Here is a 25,291-nt window from a genome sequence, read left to right on the forward strand (position 1 = left end):
TTAATCTGTTAATAGTAACTAAAGACTGAGCCGTTCACTAATTTATCGCTTACTTTTAAGGAATTCATTGAATGACCTCCCATTGGCAAGAGTTGTTTGAGCAACAACAATCTCAGGAATATTATCAACATTTGCAACACTTTATAGCTTCTCAAAGGGACGATAATAAAACCGTTTATCCGCCTGATGATGAAGTATTTACTGCTTTTGATTTAACGCCGCTTTCAGAGGTTAAAGTCGTGATACTGGGGCAAGACCCTTACCATGGGCCCAATCAAGCTCATGGGCTTTCTTTTTCGGTTAAAAAAGGTATTAAACCGCCTCCATCATTAGCGAATATCTATAAAGAATTAACGAATGATATTGAAGGCTTTGTGACTCCCGAACATGGCAATTTAAGCTCTTGGGCTGAGCAAGGTGTTTTACTATTAAATACGGTACTGACGGTAGAGCAGGGGTTAGCTCATTCACATGCTAAATCTGGCTGGGAGACATTCACTGATAATGTATTGCTGCGATTAGACCAACAACCTTCGCCGATTATATTTGTGTGTTGGGGAAATCATGCTATCAAGAAAGGTCGTTTGATTACTGCATCGCATCATCATGTATTTAACGGCCCGCATCCATCGCCATTATCTGCTTACCGAGGTTTTTTTGGTTGCGGTCACTTTTCAAGTATTAATCAATTATTAATTGAACAAGGCAACCTAGCCATAAATTGGCAAGTTTGATCATAAAAAAAGGTGTGAATTTAGTATTCACACCTTTTTACGCATCAACATCAAAAAATGAATTCATGATGGATTATGCAGTTAATAACTGATTGTTAATAACTGATTGTTACTCATTACTGTTAATTACTATTAACTGCTGCGATTAACCGACAGATGAGCTAACGAAATGAGTGCTTGCTTGTAGTCGCTGTCAGGGAAAACACTGAGTGCATCGATGGCCTTCTGTGCTTCTGCTTGAGCTTTTTCCTGGGTATAAACTAATGCACCAGACTCCTCTAACGCTACTAGAATTTCATCAATCGCTTTGGTGCCATCACTTTGCTCAATTGCATCACGGATCAGTTTTTTAGCCGTATCAGAACCATTTTCCATAGCATAAATTAGCGGTAATGTTGGCTTGCCTTCAGCAAGGTCATCACCAATGTTTTTGCCTAGTTCGTCAGCGTTAGCTGTGTAATCCAGTAAATCATCAGTTAATTGAAAAGCTGTGCCGAGATATTTACCGTAATCAGCTAATGCTTGTTCTTGCTCTGGGCTCACATTGGCTAATACGCCGGCTAACTGAGTTGCCGCTTCAAACAATTTTGCAGTTTTACAGTAGATAACCCGCATGTAGTTAGCTTCGGTGGTATCTGGGTCATTACAGTTCATTAACTGTAACACTTCACCTTCTGCAAGTACGTTAGTGGTATGAGCAAGGACTTGCAGCACTTTCATGTTTTCGAGCTCGGTCATCATTTGAAATGAACGAGTATATAAAAAGTCACCTACGAGCACGCTAGCACTGTTACCAAATAAGGCATTGGCGGTTTCGCGGCCGCGACGCAATGTCGATTCATCAACAACATCATCATGTAACAAAGACGCAGTATGGATAAACTCGATGATCGCCGCGAGTTTAAGGTGATGCTCGCCTTGGTAGTCAACGGTTCGTGCGGCTAATACTGACAATAACGGACGTAAACGCTTACCACCGCCATTGATAATGTAAAAGCCTAATTGATTAATTAGGGCTACATCAGATTCAAGTTGTTTGTATATCAGCTGATTGACTGCTTGCATATCAGTGTCAGCCAGTTGACGAATGGCGTTTAAATCCATAATAGTCTCTGGTTGTTGGGCGACAGGCTTGCACCCTTAATTAGTCATATCGAATTAGAGCGCATATCTTACAGGATATCAGTGCTATTTTTCAAAGTATGTATTTCCACAATTGAACATACAGAATCCTGATTTTACGATAGTTAGTAGGATTCCGACCAATTTAATTATAAAAATTAGGTATAAATGAACATGGTCATGTTAACTAAATTTTGAAGAAGGCACATTAGCTATTAATGAATAGTGTGCGGTAATAAGGTCTTTTTTATTTGATAGTGAATTAAGACTTGCCTGATGATAATTCTTCGCGTAGAATCCGCGCCCATTGTCATTAAAAGTTTTTTAGCACCTAGTCTCGTCAATAATATGAGTTAGTGTGTTAGTCATTTGGAGTAAAATAGCCATGTATGCTGTTTTTCAAAGTGGCGGAAAGCAACACCGTGTTGCTGAAGGTCATACAGTTCGTTTAGAAAAATTAGAAGTTGCTACTGGTGAAACCGTAGAATTCGATCAAGTTTTATTGATCGCTGATGGTGAAACAGTACACGTTGGAGCTCCTTTAGTTGCTGGCGGTAAAGTCGTAGCTGAAGTAGTTGGCCACGGTCGCGGCGAAAAGGTAACTATTATCAAGTTCCGTCGTCGTAAGCATCACGATAAGAAGATGGGCCACCGTCAGTGGTTCACCGAAGTTAAAATCACTGCGATTAGCGCATAATTTAGGAGTCTAACTCATGGCACATAAAAAAGCTGGCGGTAGTACTCGTAACGGCCGCGATTCGGAAAGTAAACGTCTTGGTGTTAAGCGTTTTGGTGGTGAATCAGTTCTAGCTGGTAACATTATCGTTCGTCAACGTGGTACTAAGTTCCACGCTGGTGTAAACGTAGGTATTGGTCGTGACCATACTTTGTTTGCATTAACAGACGGTAAAGTAAAGTTTCAAGTTAAAGGTCCTAATAACCGTAAGTTTATTAGCATCGAAGCTTAATTCTTTCTAAGCTAGATCTCGAAAGCCCTGCCTATGGTGGGGCTTTTGTGTTTTTTATATCATTAAACTGTTGTTGATAGTTTGATGATTTTGTTTATATGCAGTAGGCGATATCGTGATGAATGCTATCTTCAGCGCTTTCCTGCAAATTCCAGTGATTTGGGATTATAATTACAGATTAAGTGGCGTCAGGAGTCAGTATGAAGTTTGTTGATGAAGCGAATATTCGCGTAGAAGCAGGTGACGGCGGAAGCGGTTGCGTGAGTTTTAGACGCGAAAAATATGTACCAGATGGTGGTCCAGACGGTGGTGATGGCGGAGATGGCGGCAGTGTATACCTGCAAGCTAACGAAAACTTGAACACGCTGATTGATTATCGTTTTACTCGTTTTCATATGGCTGAACGTGGCACCAATGGCCGTGGTCGTGATTGTACCGGGCATGGCGGCAGTGATTTGGTTCTGCAAGTACCAGTAGGTACTCGTGCTATCGATCAAGAAACAGAAGAGTCACTTGGCGATCTTACTGTAAATGGACAAAAGCTTCTTGTTGCTAAAGGTGGTTTCCACGGTTTAGGTAACACCCGTTTTAAAAGTAGTACTAACCGTGCTCCGCGCCAAAAAACATTAGGTACCCCAGGTGAAGTACGCTCAATTAAACTTGAGTTATTGTTACTTGCTGATGTGGGTTTATTAGGGATGCCAAACGCAGGTAAATCAACCTTTATCCGTTCAGTATCACGTGCTACGCCTAAAGTTGCTGATTATCCGTTTACGACTTTGGTGCCAAACCTTGGTGTGGTTAATCCGCGTCCAGGCCAAAGCTTTGTTATTGCCGATATTCCAGGTCTAATTGAAGGTGCTGCTGAAGGTGCTGGCTTAGGTATTCGTTTCTTAAAGCATCTTGAACGCTGCCGTATGTTGTTACACATTATCGATATCGAACCTATTGATGGCGTAGACCCCGTTTATTCTGCTCGTGCAATTGTCGGTGAACTTGAGAAATACTCTCCAAAGCTAGCAGCAAAACCGCGTTGGTTAGTATTTAATAAAACCGATTTACTGCTAGATGAAGAGATACAAGCTAAAATTGATCGTATTGTCAAAGAGTTAGATTGGCAAGGTGATGTTTATACTATGTCAGCTTACAATCGAACGGGTACTGAAGAGTTAAGTATCAAGATGCTTGACTACATTAGAAGTTTACCAGCTATTGTGGAAGAAATTACCGCAGATGCTGATGTTGAATTCAAATGGGATAATTATCATAGCGCTGAAGATGAAAACGCTAATGAAAATTATGATGATGACTTTGACGAAGATTTTGATGATGATGACTATGATGTAGAAGTTATATATCAGCGTTAAAGAACTCATTTGAGGACATCGTGTACGAAGATAGCCAAAATGAAATTACCCGCCTTGTAGTGCGCTGTGCACAGCTATTACTGGCATATGGTGCTGAGTCTGATCTCGTTGAAGAGATTAGTCAGCGCCTTGGTAAAGCACTCGGTATTGCTAGCATTGAATTATCAATATCATCCAATGCATTAGTATTAACTAGCTTGGTACACGGTCGATGCATTACCACAACCCGTCGTATTCGTGCTCATGGCATTAATATGATGGTGATTTGTGAGCTTCAGCGAATCTGTATACTAGCCGAAAAGGGCATTTATGGTGCCAATGAAGTTCGTAGACGTCTCGCTCATATTTCTCCTAAAACATATCCCGCAATTGCTGTAGTTCCTATGATAGGTTTGTCATGCGCAAGTTTCTGTCATTTATTTGATGGCGACATGATGGCATGCTTAATCACATTTTTTGCCTCATCGGTTGGAATGATCGTACGTCTTTTTCTGGCATCCAGACATTTCAATTTATTGGTTAACTTCTCACTGACTGCATTTGTGATCGCGGCTATTGCACAAATCGGCTACCTTGGGTCTATTTCCGAAACGCCTCAAGCCGCAATGGCGGCAAGTGTGTTGATGCTAGTACCAGGATTTCCGCTAATTAATGCCATTTCTGATATGGTTAAGGGCCACATGAATGTGGGTATTTCCCGTTGGGGTCATGCAACCTTATTAACCTTAGCATCGGTTATTGGCATTACGATCGCGATGCAAATGGGAGGGATTTTTTAATGTTATCCTTTCTAAGTTTGTTGCTGCATGATGCTTTTTTTTCGGCGATACCTGCGGTTGGTTTTGCAATGGTGTTTAATGTCCCTAAACGCTATTTAATTTATTGTGCCATTGCAGGTGCTATCGGCCACAGTTCAAGAACTTTTTTATTACATTTTTCAATGCCAATTGAATGGGCGACATTTATCGCCGCTGCTATTGTTGGCTTGATTACTATTCAGTTTGCTAAACGTCACCTTGCCCCACCATTAATGTACGCTGTTGCTGCCATTATTCCCATGGTGCCAGGAACGTATGCATTCAATACTGTCATAGCATTAATTCAACTCACGGCACAAAGTCAGGTTAGTCCCGAACTAACAGCTCAGGTCATCGTCAACGGTTTAAAAACAGTATTTATCCTAGGTGCGCTGGCCGTAGGATTAGCGTTACCAAGTTTGCTGTACTACCGAACCAGACCGATTATTTAACCATAAGGATTTAGCTTCAATGCGTATCGCAATGATTGCCGCAATGGCCAACAATAGAGTTATAGGTAAAGACAATAAAATGCCTTGGCATTTACCTGAGGATTTACGCCATTTTAAAGCTATGACCTTGTCTAAACCTGTTGTTATGGGGCGTAAAACCTATGAGTCCATTGGTCGACCATTACCGGGGCGCCACAATATAGTGATTAGTCGTAATAGTCAGTTGAGTATTGAAGGTGTTACCTGCGTAAAAAGCTTTGATGAAGCTATTACCGCTGCGGGTGATTGTGAAGAAATAGTGGTGATTGGTGGCGGTCAACTTTACCGACAACTCTTGCCTCAAGCTGACGTATTATATCTAACGTTAATTGATGTCGATGTTGATGGTGACACAGTATTCCCTGCTTGGGATGATGGTTCTTGGGATTTACAGAATTCAGTAACTGCAACAAACGACAAAGGATTGCAATATAGCTTTAACACTTTCGTTAAAAAATGTTAAATTAGTCGGGTTTAACCCTGAAATTAATATGTAGATGTGATCTAAAGCATGATCTCTATACATAGCTATATAACTATAAAAATATAAAGGAGTGTCAGATGCGTCTATTGCCTGTAGCTATTGCAGCTCTGATTGCAGCATCTTTTGTGTCAGCCCCTGCTATTGCCGATACAGATCAATTGGTTGCAAATATTTGTGATTATGTAAAATCAGACGACAAAAGCCGTTTACGTAAAAAGATGAAAGAAAGTCGTGTTAAATTACGTAATGTTTATTCAGGTATTTCTTGTGATGGCAGCAGTTTATTGCGTACTGCCTACAATTCAAATGCCAATGATGTCGGTGAATTTATCGCAAAGCGTCTACCTTCAACTGATTTAGCTATTCCTGAGGCTGATGGCAAAACCATTTTAGACTGGGCTCTTGCTAATGGTCATGATGGTAGCCCGATTACTGACGCGATTAAAGAGCGCGTTGGTGGCTAATTCTGGTGAGATATAATCGGATGAGTCAGTCAATATAAATTAAAAATGCCGATAAGTAATTATCGGCATTTTTTATGTCGCTAATTCACTCATTATGTTGATTAGCAATGACTATAATATCAGTCCTATACATGTCTATTTATTCTTTTGTTTCAATTTTTAGTTTGCTTACTCGTAATCTGTAATCTGCTTATCTATTTCGGTCTAAAATTCATTTTCTATTGATCTAGAAGTAAACTTTTCATTTTGGGTTGAGCTATCTATTGCAGTAAAGGTTTACATACGCGTTTCGAACAGAAGTTAAAAGCACACTCAGTTGGCTGCTATGCTACTGCTTCAGGCATCATATTCTGCTCTGTATAAATCGACTATTTGATTTACCATCTGAGTGTAAGTGACTCGTAATCAAATATTGCAGACAATAAAAAAGGCCCACTAAGGGCCTTTTGTGAAAACTAACTATATTGTATAGATTAAACCTTGAACTCGCGTACCGAGGCTTGTAGTTCTTCTGCAAGCATAGCGACTTGCTGACTTGATTGTGCGGTTTGATCTGCACCTATTGAGGTTTCCTCTGAAATAGAGGCAATATGTTCGAGTTTTTCTGAAACTTGCTGGCTAACGATATTTTGCTCTTGGGCAGCTTGAGCTATATGATTACCAGAATCAAAGGCTCGGTGAACTGACTTACTAATAGTCTCTAAGGCTAGATTTGATTGTTCGTTCTTTTCAACACAGCTCTGTGCTTGAGTACGACCTAATTCCATAACCGCAACGGCTTCCTGGGTGCCAAGTTGCAATACTTCAATCATCTGCTGAATTTCACTGGTTGAGTGTTGAGTGCGTGATGCTAAATTACGTACTTCATCAGCTACTACTGCAAAGCCTCGCCCTTGTTCACCCGCTCTAGCGGCTTCAATGGCAGCGTTTAGCGCAAGTAAGTTAGTTTGATCTGCAATCCCACGGATCACATCTAAAATAGAGCCGATTGACGCACTGTCGGAATGGACTTTATTAATAACAATACCAGCTTTAGCAACTTCTTCAGCAAGAGCAAGAATGGTATTTTTGCTTTCTTCTGCAAGGGTACGCATATGCTGTGTTTCTTGGTCAGCTTGTTTAATCTCATTCAGTGCTTGATCGGCGCTCATTGATACCTGTTGTGCACTTGAACTCAGCTCCGTGGTTGCCGTAGCAACTTGGTCCACTTGACTCTTTTGTTCTTGAATACCAATAGTGGTTTGCGAGGTAATCGCAGAGGTTTCTTCTGCCGCAGCAGCTAACTGATTTGAACGATCAACGATGCCAACAATAAGGCTCCGTAGACTGTCGACTAATCGGTTGCAGTTTTTGGCTAACTCTGCGAATTCATCATGGCCTGTGTCATCTAATTTATGGGTTAAATCACCCGATGCCAGAACATTTAAGGCTTTATTGACTTTCTCTAACGAGCGGGTCAGTGGTTTAACAACAGCAATACTAACAATAATGGCGACGATAATGGCAGTTAATACCACCAGTAGCGTTTTAATAGCTGCCGAATCAATAATTTCTAGTGCTGTGGTGCTGATATCACCCGCGAACGTGTCGATTGATTTTGCTAACACGGTCATTTTCTTGTTGACGTCTTTGGCTGAGCTTTGCGTATCAGCTAACTGTTTAGCTGCAGCAAATTCATGATTTAATTGTTGTTGTTTTAGGGCTAAAAGTGAGTCGCTGCCTTTTAGTAACTTAAAGACTTTTGCACTTTCAATGCTTAAATCTTCTAAAATTGAACTGCTGACTATACCACTGCCTTGACGGCCAATGTGATCCAATTTGGATGAAGCTTCACTGACCATGTAATCGAGTTCTTTGTTGATTAGGTCATACTTGCTTTGTTCGGTTGAGGCGACTAAATCATAAATCGTGGTAATGATATTGATAAATGTACCATCAACGAGGCTGGCTGTTGCGGCCAAACTGCGTTCATTTTGATCTTCACTGGTTTCTAGGTCGATGATGTCTAATAAAATAGATGATGAGTCGTCTGCAGCATTTTCAAGGTTACTGCGCATTTTGAGTAATTTTTCTTGTAAGTTTAGGGCGCTTTCACGCTCTACGAGCATTTTTGTAGCACTCGCTTGATATACTGCGTAGCTTTTAGTTAACGCTGCCAACGGCGCAGTAAGTTGATTCTGTTTGCTTACTAAGTTATTTAAGCGAGCTAGGTCTTTTTCAAATGCGTTATCTAAGTCTGTGAGTCTCTTTTCTATCGTTGGAATTTTTGATGAATGAGTACTGTAATAAGCGAGTAACGCTTCAATTTGCTGAGTGCTTAAATTCTCACTTAAGATACTCGTTGATTCAAGTGCAGGTAGGCTGATTGTCTTAAGAATAGTCGTCCCGTCTTTAATACTGTTGTTACTCAGCATAGTCACACCACCGAGGACCATCAATAACAGTGTCACAACGGTAAAACCACCAATGACTCTGGTCGCTACATTAATTTTCATACAGTACTCCGGCTATTATTATTATTTGATCCTGATTTCTTATTTTTATGTGTTATCGCATATTATGATATTGAATTTATTAAAGGGTGGTTGTTTCTCAGGCAAGTGTAATAAATTCTACATTTAACTATCGGCTAAATGGTACTTTAGTTTAACGTTAAATTAACCTTTTTTTGGGTAATTATTTCATTCTTTTCAAGATGCCATAATGTTAAATGCTCTCCCCAGCAGCAGCCTGTATCTAATGCGACAACGTGCAGATTATCTGTTTTGCCCATTAACGCCGCCCAATGACCGAATATGAGAGTGTTTTGCGGCACTGTTTTTGATGCAAATTCAAACCATGGGCGTAACTCGGTAGAATGCTGTTCGCTGGGCGGTAATTTACATTTAAAATCAAGACGGCCATCAAGGTGTAAAAAACGCATACGTGTTAATGCATTGATACAATAACGTAGTCTGTCGATACCGTGCAAAGATGGAGACCAATGCTCAGCATCTTCTGTGTACATTTTGGCAATTAATGCGCTTAGATAATCATCTTGCTGTAATGCAACGCTGACTTGCGCTGCTTCATGTTCAAGAGTGACTTTATCCCATTGTGGAGGCACACCAGCATGGGTCATGATGATATTGTGTTCCGGTAACGTTCTGACTAAGGGTTGTTGGCGGAGCCAATTGACTAAATTATCAATATCAGGAGCGTTGAGTAATTCATCAAGATGATCTTGTGGATTGGCTCGTTTGAGTTTTCCGTGCAGGGCCAAAAGATGTAAATCATGATTACCCAGTACCACTTTGGCTGAATCTTGTAATGATTGGAAGAAACGAAGGGTTGCTAACGATTCAGTACCTCTGGCCACAAGATCGCCCACCGCCCAAAGTTGATCTTTGGAGGGGTTAAAAGCCACTTTTTGTAGTAATAGTTGTAACTCGGAATAACATCCTTGAACATCGCCGACAAAATAGTGTGCCATGAGTTATTGAAATATCCCTGGTACAGCAAGACGAAAAGGCGGAATGGTTGCTAAAAATCGCTCGCCTTTATGATTTTCCATACCATATGATCCTTGCATAAAGCCCACTGGCGTTGCCATCACAGTGCCACTGGTATATTGGTAAGCCGTATTAGGTGCAATTGTGGGGGTTTCCCCTACAACACCGGGGCCTTTTACTTCATTCTGTTCGCCGTCAGCGTCAGTGATAATCCAATGACGGTCTTTAAGAGTCACCTTATTATCACCCAGGTTGATGATGGTAATGGTATAGCTAAATAGGTATTTATTATCGGCGACATCTGATTGTTGTTCTAAGTATTGGGTGTCGACTTTAATTTTAATAGGCGATTCAACTTGGCTCATATTATGTCCTAAAGCAAAAGGGCATGCTCAATATGCATGCCCTTATAATTAATCTTTTTTGTCACACAGCATATTAGCCATTGCCACATATTGTGGGACACTAATTTGTTCTGGCCGCAGGCTCGCATCAATTTGCAATGCTGCAAAGTCTTCATCTGACAGTAAGGTTTTTAAATTATTACGCAAAGTCTTACGGCGCATATTAAATGCTGTCGTGACTAGGTGTCTTAATACATCGACATTTTTACACGGCCAAGGTTTGACTTCAAAAGGCAATAATCTTATCACTGCAGAATCAACTTTTGGGGCAGGGGTAAAGCTTGTTGGTGGCACTTCTAATACTGGTACTACTTGGCAATAATATTGTGCCATCACCGTTAAACGGCCATAAGCTTTAGTACCAGGGCTTGCTGATAAGCGCAAAACCACTTCTTTTTGCAACATAAAATGCATTGTTTCTATTTGTTCTGCAAACTCAAACAAATGGAACATCAGTGGCGTTGAAATATTGTAAGGAAGGTTACCAAACACTTTCATTTTCTTGCCTGGCTGTTGCAACTGACCAAAATCAAACTGTAATGCATCACCTTGGTGAATGGTCAGTTTGTCTTTAAGTACTGGGTGATATTGCAAGCGTTTCACCAAGTCACGATCCAATTCAACAACGGTTAGGTTATCAATCATATCTGCAACAGGTTCAGTTAATGCTCCTAAACCAGGCCCAATCTCAACCATTACATGATCATTATCAGGTGCAATAGCGCCTACTATGCTGCTAATCACGCCTTGATCAGTTAAGAAGTTTTGTCCAAAACGCTTTCTGGCCGTGTGGCCTAAATGTACTTTATTACTCATTAAAATGGGTTACTTACTTTTTGAGGCCAATTCGATGGCTTTGTTTAATGCACAGGTAAAACTGCCGCAATCCGCTTTACCACTGCCGGCCAATTCTAGCGCGGTGCCGTGATCGACTGAGGTGCGAATATAAGGTAAACCTAAGGTGATATTGACCGACTTGCCAAAACCTAATGATTTAAGCACAGGTAATCCTTGGTCATGATACATCGCTAATACTACGTCAGCTTGTTCAAGATACTTAGGTTGGAATAAGGTATCGGCTGGCAACGGGCCAACAATATCCATGCCTTGTTCTCGTAACTCGTTGAGCGCAGGTATGATGGTATCAATTTCTTCACGGCCTAAATGGCCGTCTTCTCCTGCATGTGGATTGAGTCCACACACATAAATTTTGGGTGAACCTAAACCAAATTTACTGACCAATTCCCGATGCAAAATGGTAATAATGTGATGCAGTCTGTCGCGGGTAATGGCTTTTGCAACGTAAGCTAATGGTATATGTGTGGTCATTAGCGCCACTTGTAACCCTGGGGCTGCAAGCATCATGACGACATCTGCACAATTGGCTTGTAGTGCAAAAAATTCGGTATGACCGCTAAACGGAATACCTGCTTGGTTAATAATGCCTTTATGCACAGGACCGGTAACAACCGCGTCGAATTCATTCGACATATTTTTTTCACCAGCGTAACGCAAAGTTTCTACTACATAAGCGCTGTTAGCTTCATTCAGTACGCCACACTCAACTTCTTCTGCTAATGCAAAAGGAGCAATGGTTAATGTGCCTGCTGTTTGCGGCTTCGGTGGTTGCGATGGTTGATACGGCCTGAGTTGTAAAGGCAGTCCAAGCATTTTTGCTCGTGTCATGAGTAAATTGGGGTCGGCACAAACAACTAACTCAACAGGCCATGCCTGTTGAGCGAGTTTGATGACTAAGTCGGGACCAATACTAGCTGGTTCGCCGGGAGTGATGGCAATACGTTTAGTCATTAATTTTGCTTAGCCTCGTTTGCTTTCTGGCTCAACGATTTCGATATACGCTTCAGAGCGCATTTCGTCTAACCAGTTTTGTAACTCTTCATTAAACTTACGACGGAAGATTAATTGATGAGCACGGTTACTGTTAAATTGTTCAGTTGCATCTGTTTTGCGACGCGATTCAAGTTGGACAACATGCCAGCCATGAGTAGTTCGGAAAGGCTCACTGTATTGGCCTTCCTGAAGACTGGCTAGTGTTTGAGTAAATTCTGGCACATACATGCTTGGGTCTGCCCAATCTAACTCACCACCTTTAGCTGCAGAACCAGGATCCTCAGAGTACTGAGTGGCTAATTTAGCAAAATCAGCATCACCTGCACGAACTTGAGCTAAAAAGTTAGCCAACATCGCTTTAGCACGATCTTCCGATAATATCGGAGATGGCTTTAACAGGATATGGCGCGATTTTACTTCTTCAACTTCTTGGGTTTGTAAACCACGAGTGTCGACTACTTTAATAATATGGAAGCCTGAACCCGATTTAATCGGACCGATTATGTCACCTTTTTTGGCGTTACTGATAACTTCAGCAAACAAGGTTGGCATTTCGTTAATGTTCATAAAGTCCCAGATCCCGCCTTCTAGCGCTTTAGGACCTGATGAAGACGCAATAGCGGTGCTACGGAAGTCATCGCCATTGTTTAAACGTTTAAGCACGATTTCTGCACGGCGGCTAGCACCTTCAAGTTGTTCGCTCGTTGGGTTGCTTGGTACTTCAATTAGAATGTGACCAATTTGAAACTCAACATCTTTTAAGCCTTGTTCTTGAATCAATTTCACTAAACCACTAATTTCTTGTGGTGAAACCTGAATACGGCGTTGCACTTGAATGCGCTGAATTTCACCTAGGGTGACTTCTTGACGTAACTGTTCGCGATATTGGCTGAAGCTCGTACCTTCGCTTTCAATAGTCTGCTGCATTTGCGCAACGGTTACTTTTTGTTCTTTAGCAATATTTTCAATCGTTTGGTCTAATTGTAAATCACCAATCTGCAGGCCGATACGTTCAGCCATTTGCATTTGCAAATGAGTTAAAATGAGACGTTCGATTACCTGAGTGCGCAAGGCATCATCAGATGGTAATGTTTGATTCGCTGCTTTAGCATTGGCTTTAACAGTTGAAACCATGTTGGTGATTTCACTCTCAAGAATAATGCCATCATTAATTTGTACTGATACGCGATCTAATGGCATTGGCGCAGCCATGCTGGTGTTACTCATAGCTAACGCTAGTAATGCAAAAATTATTTTTTTACTGTGTTTCATCCACAAAATCCTTGGCACATTCGATTCAATAAAACTGGCAATACATCGCCAAAATAAGGTTACTACTTCATACTCAACAGCATGTTTGTTGTTATTGGACTATGAGTTTGTCGCTAGGTTCAGCAATCTATCACAAAAGAATGCTAATTCCTCAAGTAAAGTGGTTTACGGTAGTTAAATAAGCCTTCATTTAACATGTCGTCTACCCCTAACGGACCTGAACCACCTAAACCTTTAATGACAAAGTTTAGGTAAACACCGCTTTCAAACTCTTCGCGTCCATCAATGCTTTCTGATAAATCATCGTCATAGTTGGTTTTGATACGATAATGATAACTTAAGCGCAATGCCCAGCAACATGACTCATATTGTACGCCTGTGTAAGTTTCAATATTACGAGATTCATTGAGGTCGTAATAGTAGTTGCCGACAAAGTATAAGTTATCACTAATAGGCCACGAGGTACGTACGCCAGCTTGGGAAATATCAACTTGGTCATTGGTGTTAGTATTTAATAAGTCGGGTACATATCGGTAGCTTAACTGCAATAATCGGTCGCTACTTGGACGATAATCTAAAGTGACTTCATTCTTTTTGTTTTCACCCGTTTCTGTGTCGTGTTGCACTGAACCACTCACAAACCAATCGTTGTATAACTGGGCATCTAATTCAGCCGCTAATACCGATGTTGACTGGGTAGTTTCTTTGTAAGTATCGTCAATACTGACTTTAGAGTCTTCTAAATACATGATTTGACCTACGCTAAACTTGAGTTTTTCACGGTTAGTTTGATCAAATAAACGAGTGGTAAAACCTAAGGTAAATTGGTTGGCATCTGCAACACGGTCTAAGCCTGAGTATTGGCGATCGCGGAACAAACCATAATAGTCTTCTTGTAACTGTGCAGTGTCATAAATACCAATATTGGATTGGTCTTCATAGCCGACATAAAGATATTGAATTTGAGGTTCCAGGGTTTGACGGTATTGTTCATCAAACAATTGGGTTGCTCGCTCAAAATTCACCTGGCCATGTAAACGCGCTTGCGGGATTGTACGGCTTATACTGTCGTTTAATGTTGAGTCTTCGTCTATATTTTGCTGCCAATACTGAGTTTGCAGTAATTTAACTTCACTGGTAAATGAACCTGCAGGCCCTTGTATCGGCCAAATTAAGCTTGGCACTAAATGTAAGCGGGTTGCGGTATTATATTCGTTATCTTGATGGCGGAAATTGGTCAGTTCTGAATTAAATTTAAAATCGATAGTGTTAAAAATGTCTGCAGAACGATAATTAAAGTTTAACTGTGGCATTACTTGATATGGTTTTTCATCTTCGCCAAGCACTTTAATATCTTGCACGCGCATGTTGAAGTCCCAGTCGCGTTCAAAATAACTGGCTTCACCGATCCGTGATAACTGGTTATCGGTTGATTGATTAACGTCAGAATTTAAATCGTTGAAATAATTGTTATCGGACACATCGGTATAGTCTGATCTCACTCGCCAGTTTTTGTTAACTGCGCCTTGATGGCTCCAGTGATACAAATAACGGTCAGCATTAGACGTTAGCTTACTATCGCTGCCTAAATATTCTACATTGAACTGACCATTTTGCTGTTCTCCAGCAAGATAGCGAAACTCTGTTTTGGTATATAGCCCACGCGAAGACATAAAGTCTGGTGTGAAAGTTAAGTCAAACTCTGGCGCGATATTCCAATAATAGGGAGTACTAACTTCTACACCGTTAGTGGTGCTGGTACTAAAACTTGGAAATAAGAAACCGGTTTTACGCTTGTCCGATACAGGTACAGTCATATACGGAATATATAACACTGGAATATTGGCAATACGCAGCTTGGCATTCCAAATTTCACCCCATTCTTCTTTGCTGTCAATTTTGATCATGTCAGCTTCGAGTAACCATGATTCGTCACCAGGCGGACAGGTAGTGAAGTTGGTTTTTGTTAGCAATAGATTATTGTCTGAAGTGATCTGTAGTTTTTCAGCATCGCCATGCACTTGTTGCCCATGTAGCCAATATTGAGCGCCTTTTAGGGTGGCGTTATTTGTGCTCATTTGGGCTTCTAAGGTATCTGCCGTAACGGTAAATAACTCATCTTTAAAGATAAGGTTACCGTCTGCATTTAAGCGTTGTTCTTTTTGATCTAATACAGCGTTATCAGCCGCAATATGACGAAGTCCTTGGCTGAAACTGACATCACCCGAAAACTCAGCTTGATTATTGTAAGCAACGCTGGAGTGATCACTAATGATAACAATTTGATCGTCTGATATGCCGGTTAATGCTGCACGGTCCTCAAATGAACGAGAAACAGGCGGAGCAACAACGCATTGCAATGAAGGCGCTTCGGTCGTTGTTGGCTCATCAGCCAACACGATATTTGGGAGTAGGCTTAGTGCCAGAAAATAACGGATCTGCATTGTTGTCAATAATTTATGAATTCTGATTCCGGAAAGTTTTGGAGAGAAAAAGATACTCAGCTAGATGAAACATTCCATTCTTTAGCTGTTTCCAAATGTTATGCTGGCTATAATAAAGCAATTTTTCGTTAAGAGCCATTGAGATGATTTTATCTGACCCAAGATTTGTCGCGTTAAGTAACTGGTTATACCAATATTTCGGCGATAAAGTTGCCATTAACTTGATCTGCGGCGATGCCAGTTTTCGACGTTATTTTCGTCTTCGTCATCAAGGCATTGATTATATCGTTTCAGATTCACCTATCGACTTAGTACCCATAGCACCATTCTTGGCAATGGCTAAAGCTTATCAACATGCAGGATTACTGGTACCCGAAGTGCTTGCAACCTGCAATGACTATGGTTTTGTTTTACAAACTGATGTGGGCGAATTACAGCTTTTGTCGGTGCTGAATAAAGGCAATGTAACCGACTACTATAAGCAGGCATTAAACTTATTACCGATTATTGCTACGGTAACGGAAACCGACAATGGACCGTTAGCAGATTACGATGATACTTTTGTGGCAAGAGAATTAGCTATTTTTGTCGATTGGTTACTAAAAGAGCATTTAGATTACGCATTAACGGACAATGAGCAGCAAATGATTACGGCCACGTTTTCCGCCTTAACAGATAATGTACTCGCACAACCGAAAGTGGGTATGCATCGTGACTACCATAGCCGTAATTTACTGATAAATGATCAAGCGCTAGCAGTGATAGATTTTCAAGATGCTGTGCATGGGCCGGTGACTTATGATGCGGTATCATTGCTGCGCGATTGTTACGTGCGTTGGCCGGACGATATCGTTAATCACTTGATGCGATATCATTATCAGCTTGCTATAGCTCATCAATTGATTGATGAAAATGTTGATTTTGCTACCTATACAAAGTGGTTTGATTTAATGGGGTTACAACGCCATATCAAAGCCGCGGGGATTTTCGCGCGGTTATATCATCGTGACGGTAAGCGCGGTTATCTGGCTGATATTCCATTAACCTTGCAATATGTCGCAGATATTGGGATTAAATACCCACAAATTGCCGATTTTAGTCTGTGGATCCACAAGGTGATTTTACCGTTAGTAAACCACAAAAATACTCATGAGGCGGTAAGCGAAGCATGAAAGCGATGATTCTGGCTGCAGGTCGTGGGGAGCGTTTGCGCCCGTTAACAGACTCCTTACCTAAACCATTAGTGAGTGTTGCAGGTAAACCTTTAATTGAATATCACTTAGAAAAACTCGCGTTAATTGGTGTGACTGAGGTCGTGATTAATCAAGCTTGGTTAGGGCATAAGTTACCTGAAATGCTAGGTGATGGTAGTCGATGGGGTTTGCAGATTAGCTATAGCGAAGAAACCACAGCGTTAGAAACTGCTGGGGGTATCAAGCAAGCATTACCTTGGTTGGGGGACGAACCTTTTCTGGTTATCAATGGTGATATTTTTATCGATCACTTGCCTAACGTCACCTTGGCTTATCAACGCATTTACCAAGGTGAAGCACAAGCTTATTTGTGGTTAGTGGATAATCCAGAACATCATCCACAGGGTGATTTTGCTATTGATGCCCAAGGTAAATTAACCTTGAGCGATGAACAAAGGTTAACGTTTGCTGGACTGGGGATTTATCATCCTCAATTATTTAGTCAGTTGCCTGAAGGTAAACAGGCTTTGGGTCCTTTGCTTAAACAATCCATTGGCCAGCAACAAATACAAGGTGAGCATTTTGATGCTTATTGGTGCGATGTCGGCACACTTGAGCGATTGGATAAATTACAGCGTCGCTTGGTCGATATAGAGACTCTGTTACCGCTTTAAGCTACGCCATCTGATGATGGCTAGTTATGTATTAATTATTAACCGTAGTGGAAAACAACATGCGAATTTGGGGTAAAGTTTTTGGGTTTATCATTGGGTATATGTTCGGGCGGTTTTTTGGTGCGATTTTAGGATTATGGTTAGGCCATGCTTTTGACAGGCGCCAAGGACTAACCTCGATAATGCGCAAAGGCAGTGAACGTCAGGCGATGTTTTTTAATTCTACATTTGCCGTAATGGGCCATGTTGCTAAAGCGTCAGGGCGAGTGACTGAAACTGATATTCGTATTGCTACCATGTTAATGGATCAAATGAAGTTGTCTGGTCAGTCACGTATCGATGCGCAAACGGCTTTTCGTCAAGGTCGCCAAGCAGATTTTGATTTGCTAAAGCAGCTAGAACTGTTTCGACAAGCCACTCAAGGGCGGGTTGAGCTAGCGCAAATGTTCTTGGAAATCCAAATTCAAACTGCCTTGGCCGATGGTGAATTACACGCCAATGAAAAGCAAATATTGTCTGTTATTGCCACTAAGCTTGGCCTTGCTGCACAACTGGATGCTTTACTGGCACGTTGGCAAGCTGAGTTTAGTCATCATCAGTCGCCACAAGGTAATAAAATGCCGCTTACTGATGCCTATGTGCTGCTAGGCGTGCAAGAATCTGCTAGCGATCAAGACGTAAAACGAACTTACCGCAAGTTGATGAATGAACATCATCCAGACAAACTTGTGGCTAAAGGCTTACCTGAAGAGATGATGGAATTAGCCAACACCAAAGCACAAGATATTCAAGCCGCTTACGAGCGCATTAAAACCTCTAGAGGAATGCGTTAGCGCAATCTAATAACGTATTTTTGTAAGCAATGGAATGGGGCAGTAAATGAAAATAGTAGTATTAGATGGTTATACACTTAATCCGGGTGATTTGAGTTGGCAAGCGCTTGAAGCATTAGGCGAATGCGATATTTACGACCATACAACACTCGACCAAATCGTGAGTCGTTGCCAAGGCGCTCAAATCGTACTGACCAATAAAACCCTATTGAGTGACGCGACCTTAAAGCAACTGCCCGCATTAACCTATATCGGTGTTCTAGCCACTGGAACCAATGTGGTCGATGTTGATGCAGCAAAAGCGCAGGGGATTGTTGTCACTAACATTCCTGCTTATGGCCCCGATGCCGTAGCACAAATGGTGTTTGCCCATATTTTACATCATAAGCAACAAGTTGCTTTACATGATCAAGCCGTAAAACAAGGACAATGGGTAACGCAACGAGATTTTTGTTTTACCTTATCCCCATTAACTTCATTAAAAGGCCTCACGCTGGGTGTTGTAGGTTATGGTGATATTGGCCAACAGGTTGCTCATTTAGGTGCTGCGTTTGGTATGAAAGTGTTGATTACCAGTGCTAAACCTAAAACCAATTTACCTGATGCTATTCAATGGTGTGAACGTGACAACTTGCTGCAACAAGCCGATATTATTTCGCTGCATTGTCCGCTGAGTGCCGTAACCAAATACATGATCAATAGCGACAGTTTACGCTTACTTAAACCGGGCTGTTTATTAGTGAATACCGCTCGCGGCGACTTGATTAATGAAACCGATTTAGCCCAGTGGTTAAATAATGGTAACGGCTTTGCGGCAGTTGACGTGTTATCGACAGAGCCACCCAGTAGCAATAACCCACTACTTAGTGCAGCCAACATTACTATCACGCCGCATATTGCATGGGCGACATTACAAGCTAGACAAAATCTACTCAACATTGCGGTTGAAAATGTACGACATTTTCAACAAGGTAAAGTGTTGAATCGAATTAACGACTAAACACGAGCACTCATCACTCACTTTGAATGTGTTGAGTGTAAAACTTTAGTGTTCAGCATTGAGCCCTGAACGGGATCTGCACATGTCACTCTGAAAATCTTGTTTGATTTTGTCGATAAAGAACGTACAAGATTTGATAACGTGCTTCATGACACTCATGCACTGCAATTTGAAATTGAATCGAATATTCATTTTATTGTGGATGGCTTGGTGCAAAATTCAGTGCTGCCGACATTATCAAGGGGCTAGAAACTCAAGCGTTTGATAAAGCGATGCTGTCGGGATTACATATTCGTCAGGCTAAGTTGGCTCCGCAAACCATTGACGGTTATAAAGAGTTTGATAAATACTTAGAGTATCAAAGCGATGTGTTAGTTAAAAATCTATACATGAAAATAGCTGTGCTGCGCAAATTGATTAACGCGGGCAAGCTTGAGTAAGATCGTAAGCTTAAGGCGCTGTTTCGATTATTGATGTTAGTGCACTTTCATTTAGCGGATAAACCTCTACCTAAACCAATGCCTAAAGCAAAAAACTAAGCCGCAGATATTCCACGGCTTAGTTCATCATTAAGTTAGACGTTAAAATAATATCCAGTGACGTTAAAACAATATTCAATGACGTTAAAATAGTACCTTGATATGACTGGCAACGGTTTTCGCTTTTTCGACCGCTTGTTCTACCGAGTTATCGCGGGCTAGCGCTACACCTAAGCGGCGGCGGCCATCAATGTCTGGCTTACCAAACAAGCGTAATTGAGTATCGGCTGGCGCTAAGGCGGCAGCCATACCCTGGTAACGGATATTGGTGGATGTGCCTTCGGCAAGAATAACCGCAGAAGCACTAGGACCATGCTGCACAATATTGCTTATTGGTAATCCTAAAATCGCACGTACATGCAAGGCAAACTCAGATAAATCCTGGCTGATTAAGGTCACTAAACCTGTATCATGTGGCCTTGGCGACACTTCAGAAAAATACACTTCATCACCACGAATAAATAGCTCAACACCAAAGAGTCCATATCCACCTAATGCCTCAACAACTCGTTGGCTCATGGCTTGTGCCTTGTGTAATACCTTAGCCGACATCGATTGGGGTTGCCACGATTCACGATAATCGCCATCTTCTTGTCTATGGCCAATTGGGTCGCAAAAGTGGATACCATTTACGGCGCTAATCGTCAGTAAGGTAATTTCGTAATCAAATGGAATAAAAGCTTCAACAATCACTCGTCCTTTACCTGCTCGACCACCTTCTTGGGCGTAAGCCCATGCTTGCTGAATGGTTTGTGCTGACTTAATCACACTCTGGCCTTTACCAGACGAACTCATTACTGGCTTAACCACGCATGGAATGCCAATGTCGGTAACGGCCTGTTCAAATTCAGCTAGAGTGTCACAGAAAAAGTACTTTGATGTTGGTATTGATAACGTTTCTGCCGCAAGTCGGCGTATACCTTCACGATCCATGGTGAGTTTAGCTGCGTTAGCGGTTGGTACTACATGCAAACCTTGCTGCTCTAGTTCCACTAACGTTTGGGTGGCAATGGCTTCAATTTCTGGAATCACTAAATCTGGCTGTTCAAGCTCGATAACATCTTTTAATGCTTTTGCATCCAGCATGTTAATCACATGAAAACGATGGGCAATTTGCATTGCTGGGGCATTGGGATAGCGATCAACTCCGATAACTTCAATTCCGTAACGTTGTAGCTCAATGGCAACTTCTTTGCCGAGCTCTCCGCAACCTAATAGCATCGCCTTAATCGTGCCAGAAGTATTTGCTGTGCCAAATGTAGTAGTAATAGACATGGTAATTTACAGCCTCTGTGTAGGGATATTCTTATATACAGAACAGTGTAACGAGATGAGGTGTTAAAAATCCAATATAAAAATCAATCATTGGCTAGAAGCGCATGTATTTCGGGTTTTTTTGTGATGAAAGATTGTATTTTATTACGATAAGTCTAGATTTGTAGGGGGGTAGAAGTGTGGTGGTCGAAAATGCCAAGTGTGAGTGGGTAATAGTCATAACACTACAGCGTAGAATTCAGGGGAGGGGATAAGATAAAAAAAGCCAACATTATTGGATTAATGTTGGCTAGATTCTATTTGAATTTGGCGTTAACTAAGGTTTAACGAGTAACTCAGCAGCGGTTAAAATTAGCTCTGGCGCAGGGCGAACCTTGTAGTTTGGGTTCACATATTGAAAATGAATCAAACCACTTTTATCTGCCACATAGACTGCTGGCACGGGTAACACTAAGCGTTTGTCACCCGCTGGGGTAGTAAACAGTTCATTGGTTACCGCTAAACTGGCGGTATATTTTTTAGTGATATCTGCACTGGTGTAATAGGCTAAACCAAATGCTCGCGATGCCGCCATTGACGTATCTGACAACAACAAATAATCGAGTTCTTGTTTATTCATCGACGCACGCATTTTTTCTGGGGTATCAGGTGATATTCCCACTAATTGAAAACCCATCTCAAGCAGTTTCGGTTCAATTGCTTTTAACTGACCCATTTGCGAATTACAAAATGGACACCAACCGCCACGGTAAAAGAAGAATATAGTCGGCTTTTGGGCCACAAGCTTACTGAGTTCAACCGCTTTACCATCTACATCTAGCAGGGTTACTGCAGGTATTTGGTGACCATTGAGCAGTGGCATAACATTGTTCTCGTCACTGGCAATGGGCTTAGCCACACTGGCTAAACTGGTTAACATAAGTGCTGTGGCAATAAGCAGGGTTTTTAACATGATAAGTCCTTATAGAGTAATGTCCCGACTAGAGTAGACCTTATAATCACACAGTTCATTTCATTCAAACACAAAAAAAGCGCCTAAGCGCTTTTTTCGATTACCATTAGCTCTTTCTTGCTGAGTTATTTAATCTTTTTGTATTTAACCGTGCTGCTAACTTTACCCACTTTAACACGACGTCCATCCATGTTTTTCTCAGCAATCATCTGAGCGCCAGCGTTATCACCACGTTGTTGTTTTTTAGCAAAACTACGACGCTTTTCAATTTGCTTAAGCAGTACTTCACGGCTACCGACTTCATAACCCGGTACAGTCACTCGACGAATTGGTTGACCGATTAGCTTTTCAATATCAGCTAGGGTGCGCTCTTCTTCGCGGCTCACAAACGAAATTGCCACACCAGTTTTACCTGCACGACCAGTACGGCCAATACGGTGGACGTAATCTTCGGCTAAAAATGGTAAATCGTAGTTAACAACGTATTCAAGATTTTTAATATCAAGACCACGGGCTGCTACTTCGGTGGCCACTAATACACGAATTTTACCTTCAACAAATTCACGTAACGCACGACGACGGCTGCCTTGTGCTTTCTCGCCATGAACCACACCCGATGGAATACCATCTAAGTTAAGCTCTTTGACCAATTTGTCTGCAGCGTCACGAGTCGCGGTAAACACCAACACCTGTTGCCAGTTTTTGGTACCAATAAGTTCAGATATTAATTCACGCTTACGGCGCTGCTCTACTGGATATACCACCTGGCTAACGGTGTCGGCAGTAGTGTTTTGTTTATCAACAGTAATCACTTTAGGCTTTTCAAGCATGTCATTCGCTAGCTTTTTAACCTCAGAAGAGAAGGTCGCAGAAAACAACATGTTTTGACGTTTTTTGTTTACGGCTTGGAGAATCTTTTTAATGTCAGCACTAAAGCCCATATCAAGCATACGGTCGGCTTCATCGAGTACTAAAAACTCAACATTCGACAAACTTAAGTTACACGCCACAATGTGTTCAAGTAAACGACCTGGTGTAGCAACAATAACGTCGGCACCGCGTTTAAGTTTTTGTGATTGGGTCTCTATTTTAACGCCACCATAAATGGTTAATACCGTTAAATTAAGATGCTTACTGTAAGCGCTAATGTTGTCTGCAACCTGTGCGGCAAGCTCACGAGTTGGAGTCAGAATTAAGGTACGAGTGTTAGACGGCATCGTCTCTTTTGGGTTATCACACATTCTTTGTAATATAGGCAGTGCAAATGCTGCTGTTTTACCCGTGCCTGTTTGAGCGCTTGCTAGGACATCTTCACCACGACGGATTGCCGGAATCGCTTGTTGTTGAATTGGCGTCATAGATTGATAACCGCACTCAGCGATCGCGCGTAATATTTCTGGGGCGAAGCTAAAAGATTCGAATTTCATGGTGCGGTTCCTGTATGTACATCAAAACAAAGCGATTAAGTTGTAGCAAGCTAAGTTAGCTGCACAAGGTCAATCTAGAATATTTGGGCCGATAGCCATTATTAAATGGCTGAACTTATGCTTAACTGGGTTGATTAACGTCTTAGGATAGTTGAAAAACGTTAAGCTTGAATGATACACCCAATTGAGCGCCATCGATAAGCGGCCGCGGAGTATAACAAACTTTTGTTTAAATCCTGAACTTTATCTGTGCCTAACGATAAGATTTTTTAGTCGAGAATTGTTTAGGTGATATGGCGTTATAGCAATGTTATTTGCAGCACCTTGAGTGTGGGTCAGATAACTCACATTTGGACTGAAGTGAGTTAGAAAAGTGGTTTTAGTTAATAGGATTTCGATGATAAAATAGATGGCTATCGAATATGCGAAAATATCCGCATTTGCGACTGATTTTAAGTGCAACGAAAAACCCATCAGAAAATTTTGTTAAACCTAGTAATATTATATTGTTAGAGTATGTAAATTTTGTATTTATCTATAAACATCTGCTTGTCTGAATCAGTTGGTAAATTATCCTGGTTGAATTTTGAAATATCTCTAATAAAACACTCCGATGGGCCAGATGGTGCATTGATGACGAGTAAATGGCTATCAATGATAGCCTTAAAACGCCTTTTTACATTAGGCCCTGCAATAACAAGATCGCCAGCACGTGCAACAAACTCCTCATTCTCTACGCCAAACTCAATTTCTCCTGAAATCAGATAAAATATTTCATCATCAATTTCATGGTAATGCCAAGGAGCTTCATTGCCTTTAGGAAGCATGCTATCAAAGATGGAAACTCGATAATCTGTGTCAACACCAGAGGCAAGAATTGAAGTTATTTCACCTTGGTTAAGATTGTATCTTTCGGCATCGCCAGCTTTTACATGTTTGTATCTCATCATAATCACACTCAATTCCGTATTATTCTATGTAAATATTCTATCTATCTATCTAGCTAGGTACCGTTCAAGCTTAGGTTTAACTAATGTTGTCATCATTAAAGAGATTAGTAGTCCTAGTGGTAGAGCAATAATTAGCGCGCTCCACCAAGCTGTAATGAGTTCTGATAATGCCGTAAATCCAATGTTATTAAGGGTTGTTACTAATGCCATAATACCTTCCATTACCAATGCCATTGCGACACCAATAGCAACGTTACGCTTTGCTTCTGAGACATTGGGGAAAATAAGAAGAGCAATTTTACTGATGACTGTAATCATCATGAATCCTATTGGAGCCATAGTAGTGGCTGCTAATAATGTCGACACTATCCATTGATAAAAAAACTTTTCGCCAAAGCCGATATTTTGATAAGTCATCACAAAAGTAAGGCTGCCGATTAGCGTCAAAATTAAAGACACCGTAACTAGGATTTTCTTTGCTATTTTCTTCATATTCATCACCTTTTAAAAATGGTTGATACTGTCAACAATGTACAGGTCGAATTTTAGCTGCTATAGT

At 41.2% G+C, this 25,291-nt stretch carries 26 protein-coding genes; 13 read left to right on the forward strand and 13 right to left on the reverse strand.

Translation table 11 applies throughout. The features are described 5' to 3' along the window. The first annotated feature begins 71 nt into the window (after nucleotides 1-71). Nucleotides 72-734: a uracil-DNA glycosylase gene (gene ung, locus H5181_RS11650; RefSeq protein WP_182751087.1), complete on the forward strand. Its 663-nt coding sequence runs from the start codon at nucleotides 72-74 to the stop codon at nucleotides 732-734. Nucleotides 735-866: 132 nt separating this feature from the next. Here ung and ispB read toward each other — a convergent pair whose 3' ends face one another. After that, nucleotides 867-1,838, reverse strand: coding sequence for an octaprenyl diphosphate synthase (ispB, locus tag H5181_RS11655; protein WP_123882062.1), 972 nt, complete (start codon nucleotides 1,836-1,838; stop codon nucleotides 867-869). A 403-nt stretch (nucleotides 1,839-2,241) separates the two neighbouring features. Between ispB and rplU the strand changes: the two genes are divergently transcribed. The 7 genes from rplU to H5181_RS11690 all read left to right on the forward strand — a co-directional run bounded on the left by rplU (nucleotide 2,242) and on the right by H5181_RS11690 (nucleotide 6,427). After that, nucleotides 2,242-2,553, forward strand: coding sequence for a 50S ribosomal protein L21 (gene rplU, locus H5181_RS11660; RefSeq protein WP_011638532.1), 312 nt, complete (start codon nucleotides 2,242-2,244; stop codon nucleotides 2,551-2,553). 16 nt (nucleotides 2,554-2,569) lie between these two features. Beyond that, complete coding sequence (rpmA, locus tag H5181_RS11665) at nucleotides 2,570-2,824, forward strand: 50S ribosomal protein L27 (protein WP_011638531.1); 255 nt, start codon at nucleotides 2,570-2,572, stop codon at nucleotides 2,822-2,824. Nucleotides 2,825-3,024: 200 nt separating this feature from the next. Next, nucleotides 3,025-4,191, forward strand: a complete 1,167-nt coding sequence (gene cgtA / locus H5181_RS11670) for an Obg family GTPase CgtA (protein ID WP_011638530.1) — start codon at nucleotides 3,025-3,027, stop codon at nucleotides 4,189-4,191. 20 nt (nucleotides 4,192-4,211) lie between these two features. After that, entirely contained in the window at nucleotides 4,212-4,970 is a 759-nt protein-coding gene (locus tag H5181_RS11675; RefSeq protein ID WP_182751088.1) for a threonine/serine exporter family protein, read from the forward strand. Continuing rightward, entirely contained in the window at nucleotides 4,970-5,440 is a 471-nt protein-coding gene (locus H5181_RS11680) for a threonine/serine exporter family protein (protein ID WP_011638528.1), read from the forward strand. Before H5181_RS11675 ends, H5181_RS11680 begins: the two co-directional genes overlap by 1 nt. Nucleotides 5,441-5,459: 19 nt before the next feature. Then, nucleotides 5,460-5,942, forward strand: a complete 483-nt coding sequence (gene folA, locus H5181_RS11685) for a type 3 dihydrofolate reductase (RefSeq protein ID WP_182751089.1) — start codon at nucleotides 5,460-5,462, stop codon at nucleotides 5,940-5,942. A gap of 98 nt (nucleotides 5,943-6,040) precedes the next feature. Then, nucleotides 6,041-6,427 carry a DUF3718 domain-containing protein gene (locus tag H5181_RS11690; protein WP_182751090.1) on the forward strand — a complete coding sequence of 129 codons (387 nt, stop codon included), beginning with the start codon at nucleotides 6,041-6,043 and terminating at the stop codon, nucleotides 6,425-6,427. 473 nt (nucleotides 6,428-6,900) lie between these two features. On the opposite strand, the gene H5181_RS11695 is transcribed toward H5181_RS11690, so the two are convergent. The 7 genes from H5181_RS11695 to lptD all read right to left on the reverse strand — a co-directional run bounded on the left by H5181_RS11695 (nucleotide 6,901) and on the right by lptD (nucleotide 15,889). Next, nucleotides 6,901-8,922: a methyl-accepting chemotaxis protein gene (locus H5181_RS11695; RefSeq protein WP_182751091.1), complete on the reverse strand. Its 2,022-nt coding sequence runs from the start codon at nucleotides 8,920-8,922 to the stop codon at nucleotides 6,901-6,903. 146 nt (nucleotides 8,923-9,068) lie between these two features. Further along, nucleotides 9,069-9,899 carry a symmetrical bis(5'-nucleosyl)-tetraphosphatase gene (locus H5181_RS11700; protein ID WP_182751092.1) on the reverse strand — a complete coding sequence of 277 codons (831 nt, stop codon included), beginning with the start codon at nucleotides 9,897-9,899 and terminating at the stop codon, nucleotides 9,069-9,071. A gap of 3 nt (nucleotides 9,900-9,902) precedes the next feature. After that, a complete protein-coding gene (gene apaG, locus H5181_RS11705; protein ID WP_182751093.1) occupies nucleotides 9,903-10,283 on the reverse strand; it encodes a Co2+/Mg2+ efflux protein ApaG in 381 nt (126 codons plus the stop codon). 48 nt (nucleotides 10,284-10,331) lie between these two features. Then, nucleotides 10,332-11,138 carry a 16S rRNA (adenine(1518)-N(6)/adenine(1519)-N(6))-dimethyltransferase RsmA gene (rsmA, locus tag H5181_RS11710; protein ID WP_102036414.1) on the reverse strand — a complete coding sequence of 269 codons (807 nt, stop codon included), beginning with the start codon at nucleotides 11,136-11,138 and terminating at the stop codon, nucleotides 10,332-10,334. Between the two features lie 9 nt (nucleotides 11,139-11,147). Further along, nucleotides 11,148-12,131 (reverse strand): 4-hydroxythreonine-4-phosphate dehydrogenase PdxA, encoded by a 984-nt coding sequence (gene pdxA, locus H5181_RS11715; RefSeq protein ID WP_123776455.1) that lies wholly within the window; start codon nucleotides 12,129-12,131, stop codon nucleotides 11,148-11,150. A gap of 9 nt (nucleotides 12,132-12,140) precedes the next feature. Further along, the gene (surA, locus tag H5181_RS11720) at nucleotides 12,141-13,445 is read right to left on the reverse strand and encodes a peptidylprolyl isomerase SurA (RefSeq protein ID WP_182751094.1); all 1,305 of its coding nucleotides are present in this window, start codon (nucleotides 13,443-13,445) and stop codon (nucleotides 12,141-12,143) included. A 143-nt stretch (nucleotides 13,446-13,588) separates the two neighbouring features. Next, complete coding sequence (lptD, locus tag H5181_RS11725) at nucleotides 13,589-15,889, reverse strand: LPS assembly protein LptD (protein ID WP_182751095.1); 2,301 nt, start codon at nucleotides 15,887-15,889, stop codon at nucleotides 13,589-13,591. A 143-nt stretch (nucleotides 15,890-16,032) separates the two neighbouring features. Here lptD and H5181_RS11730 point away from each other — a divergent pair, with 143 nt between their 5' ends. From H5181_RS11730 to H5181_RS11750, 5 genes are all read left to right on the forward strand, one after another. Then, nucleotides 16,033-17,061, forward strand: coding sequence for an aminoglycoside phosphotransferase family protein (locus H5181_RS11730; RefSeq protein WP_182751096.1), 1,029 nt, complete (start codon nucleotides 16,033-16,035; stop codon nucleotides 17,059-17,061). Continuing rightward, the gene (murU, locus tag H5181_RS11735; RefSeq protein WP_182751097.1) at nucleotides 17,058-17,756 is read left to right on the forward strand and encodes an N-acetylmuramate alpha-1-phosphate uridylyltransferase MurU; all 699 of its coding nucleotides are present in this window, start codon (nucleotides 17,058-17,060) and stop codon (nucleotides 17,754-17,756) included. Before H5181_RS11730 ends, murU begins: the two co-directional genes overlap by 4 nt. 59 nt (nucleotides 17,757-17,815) lie before the next feature. Further along, nucleotides 17,816-18,589, forward strand: a complete 774-nt coding sequence (gene djlA / locus H5181_RS11740) for a co-chaperone DjlA (RefSeq protein ID WP_011638516.1) — start codon at nucleotides 17,816-17,818, stop codon at nucleotides 18,587-18,589. Between the two features lie 46 nt (nucleotides 18,590-18,635). Then, complete coding sequence (locus H5181_RS11745) at nucleotides 18,636-19,589, forward strand: D-2-hydroxyacid dehydrogenase (protein WP_182751098.1); 954 nt, start codon at nucleotides 18,636-18,638, stop codon at nucleotides 19,587-19,589. Between the two features lie 272 nt (nucleotides 19,590-19,861). Further along, complete coding sequence (locus H5181_RS11750; protein WP_182751099.1) at nucleotides 19,862-20,029, forward strand: hypothetical protein; 168 nt, start codon at nucleotides 19,862-19,864, stop codon at nucleotides 20,027-20,029. Between the two features lie 183 nt (nucleotides 20,030-20,212). On the opposite strand, the gene purT is transcribed toward H5181_RS11750, so the two are convergent. The 5 genes from purT to H5181_RS11775 form a co-directional block, all read right to left on the reverse strand. After that, a complete protein-coding gene (purT, locus tag H5181_RS11755) occupies nucleotides 20,213-21,403 on the reverse strand; it encodes a formate-dependent phosphoribosylglycinamide formyltransferase (protein ID WP_182751100.1) in 1,191 nt (396 codons plus the stop codon). A 316-nt stretch (nucleotides 21,404-21,719) separates the two neighbouring features. Then, nucleotides 21,720-22,355, reverse strand: coding sequence for a peroxiredoxin-like family protein (locus H5181_RS11760; RefSeq protein WP_182751101.1), 636 nt, complete (start codon nucleotides 22,353-22,355; stop codon nucleotides 21,720-21,722). A gap of 125 nt (nucleotides 22,356-22,480) precedes the next feature. Further along, entirely contained in the window at nucleotides 22,481-23,782 is a 1,302-nt protein-coding gene (locus tag H5181_RS11765) for a DEAD/DEAH box helicase (RefSeq protein ID WP_059744719.1), read from the reverse strand. Nucleotides 23,783-24,291: 509 nt separating this feature from the next. Continuing rightward, the gene (locus H5181_RS11770) at nucleotides 24,292-24,732 is read right to left on the reverse strand and encodes a cupin domain-containing protein (RefSeq protein WP_257984926.1); all 441 of its coding nucleotides are present in this window, start codon (nucleotides 24,730-24,732) and stop codon (nucleotides 24,292-24,294) included. A 45-nt stretch (nucleotides 24,733-24,777) separates the two neighbouring features. Further along, complete coding sequence (locus tag H5181_RS11775; RefSeq protein WP_011638510.1) at nucleotides 24,778-25,224, reverse strand: DUF2798 domain-containing protein; 447 nt, start codon at nucleotides 25,222-25,224, stop codon at nucleotides 24,778-24,780. Nucleotides 25,225-25,291: the final 67 nt, after the last annotated feature.

It is taken from the genome of Shewanella sp. SG44-2, assembly GCF_014164215.1.
Classification (GTDB): Bacteria; Pseudomonadota; Gammaproteobacteria; order Enterobacterales; family Shewanellaceae; genus Shewanella; species Shewanella frigidimarina.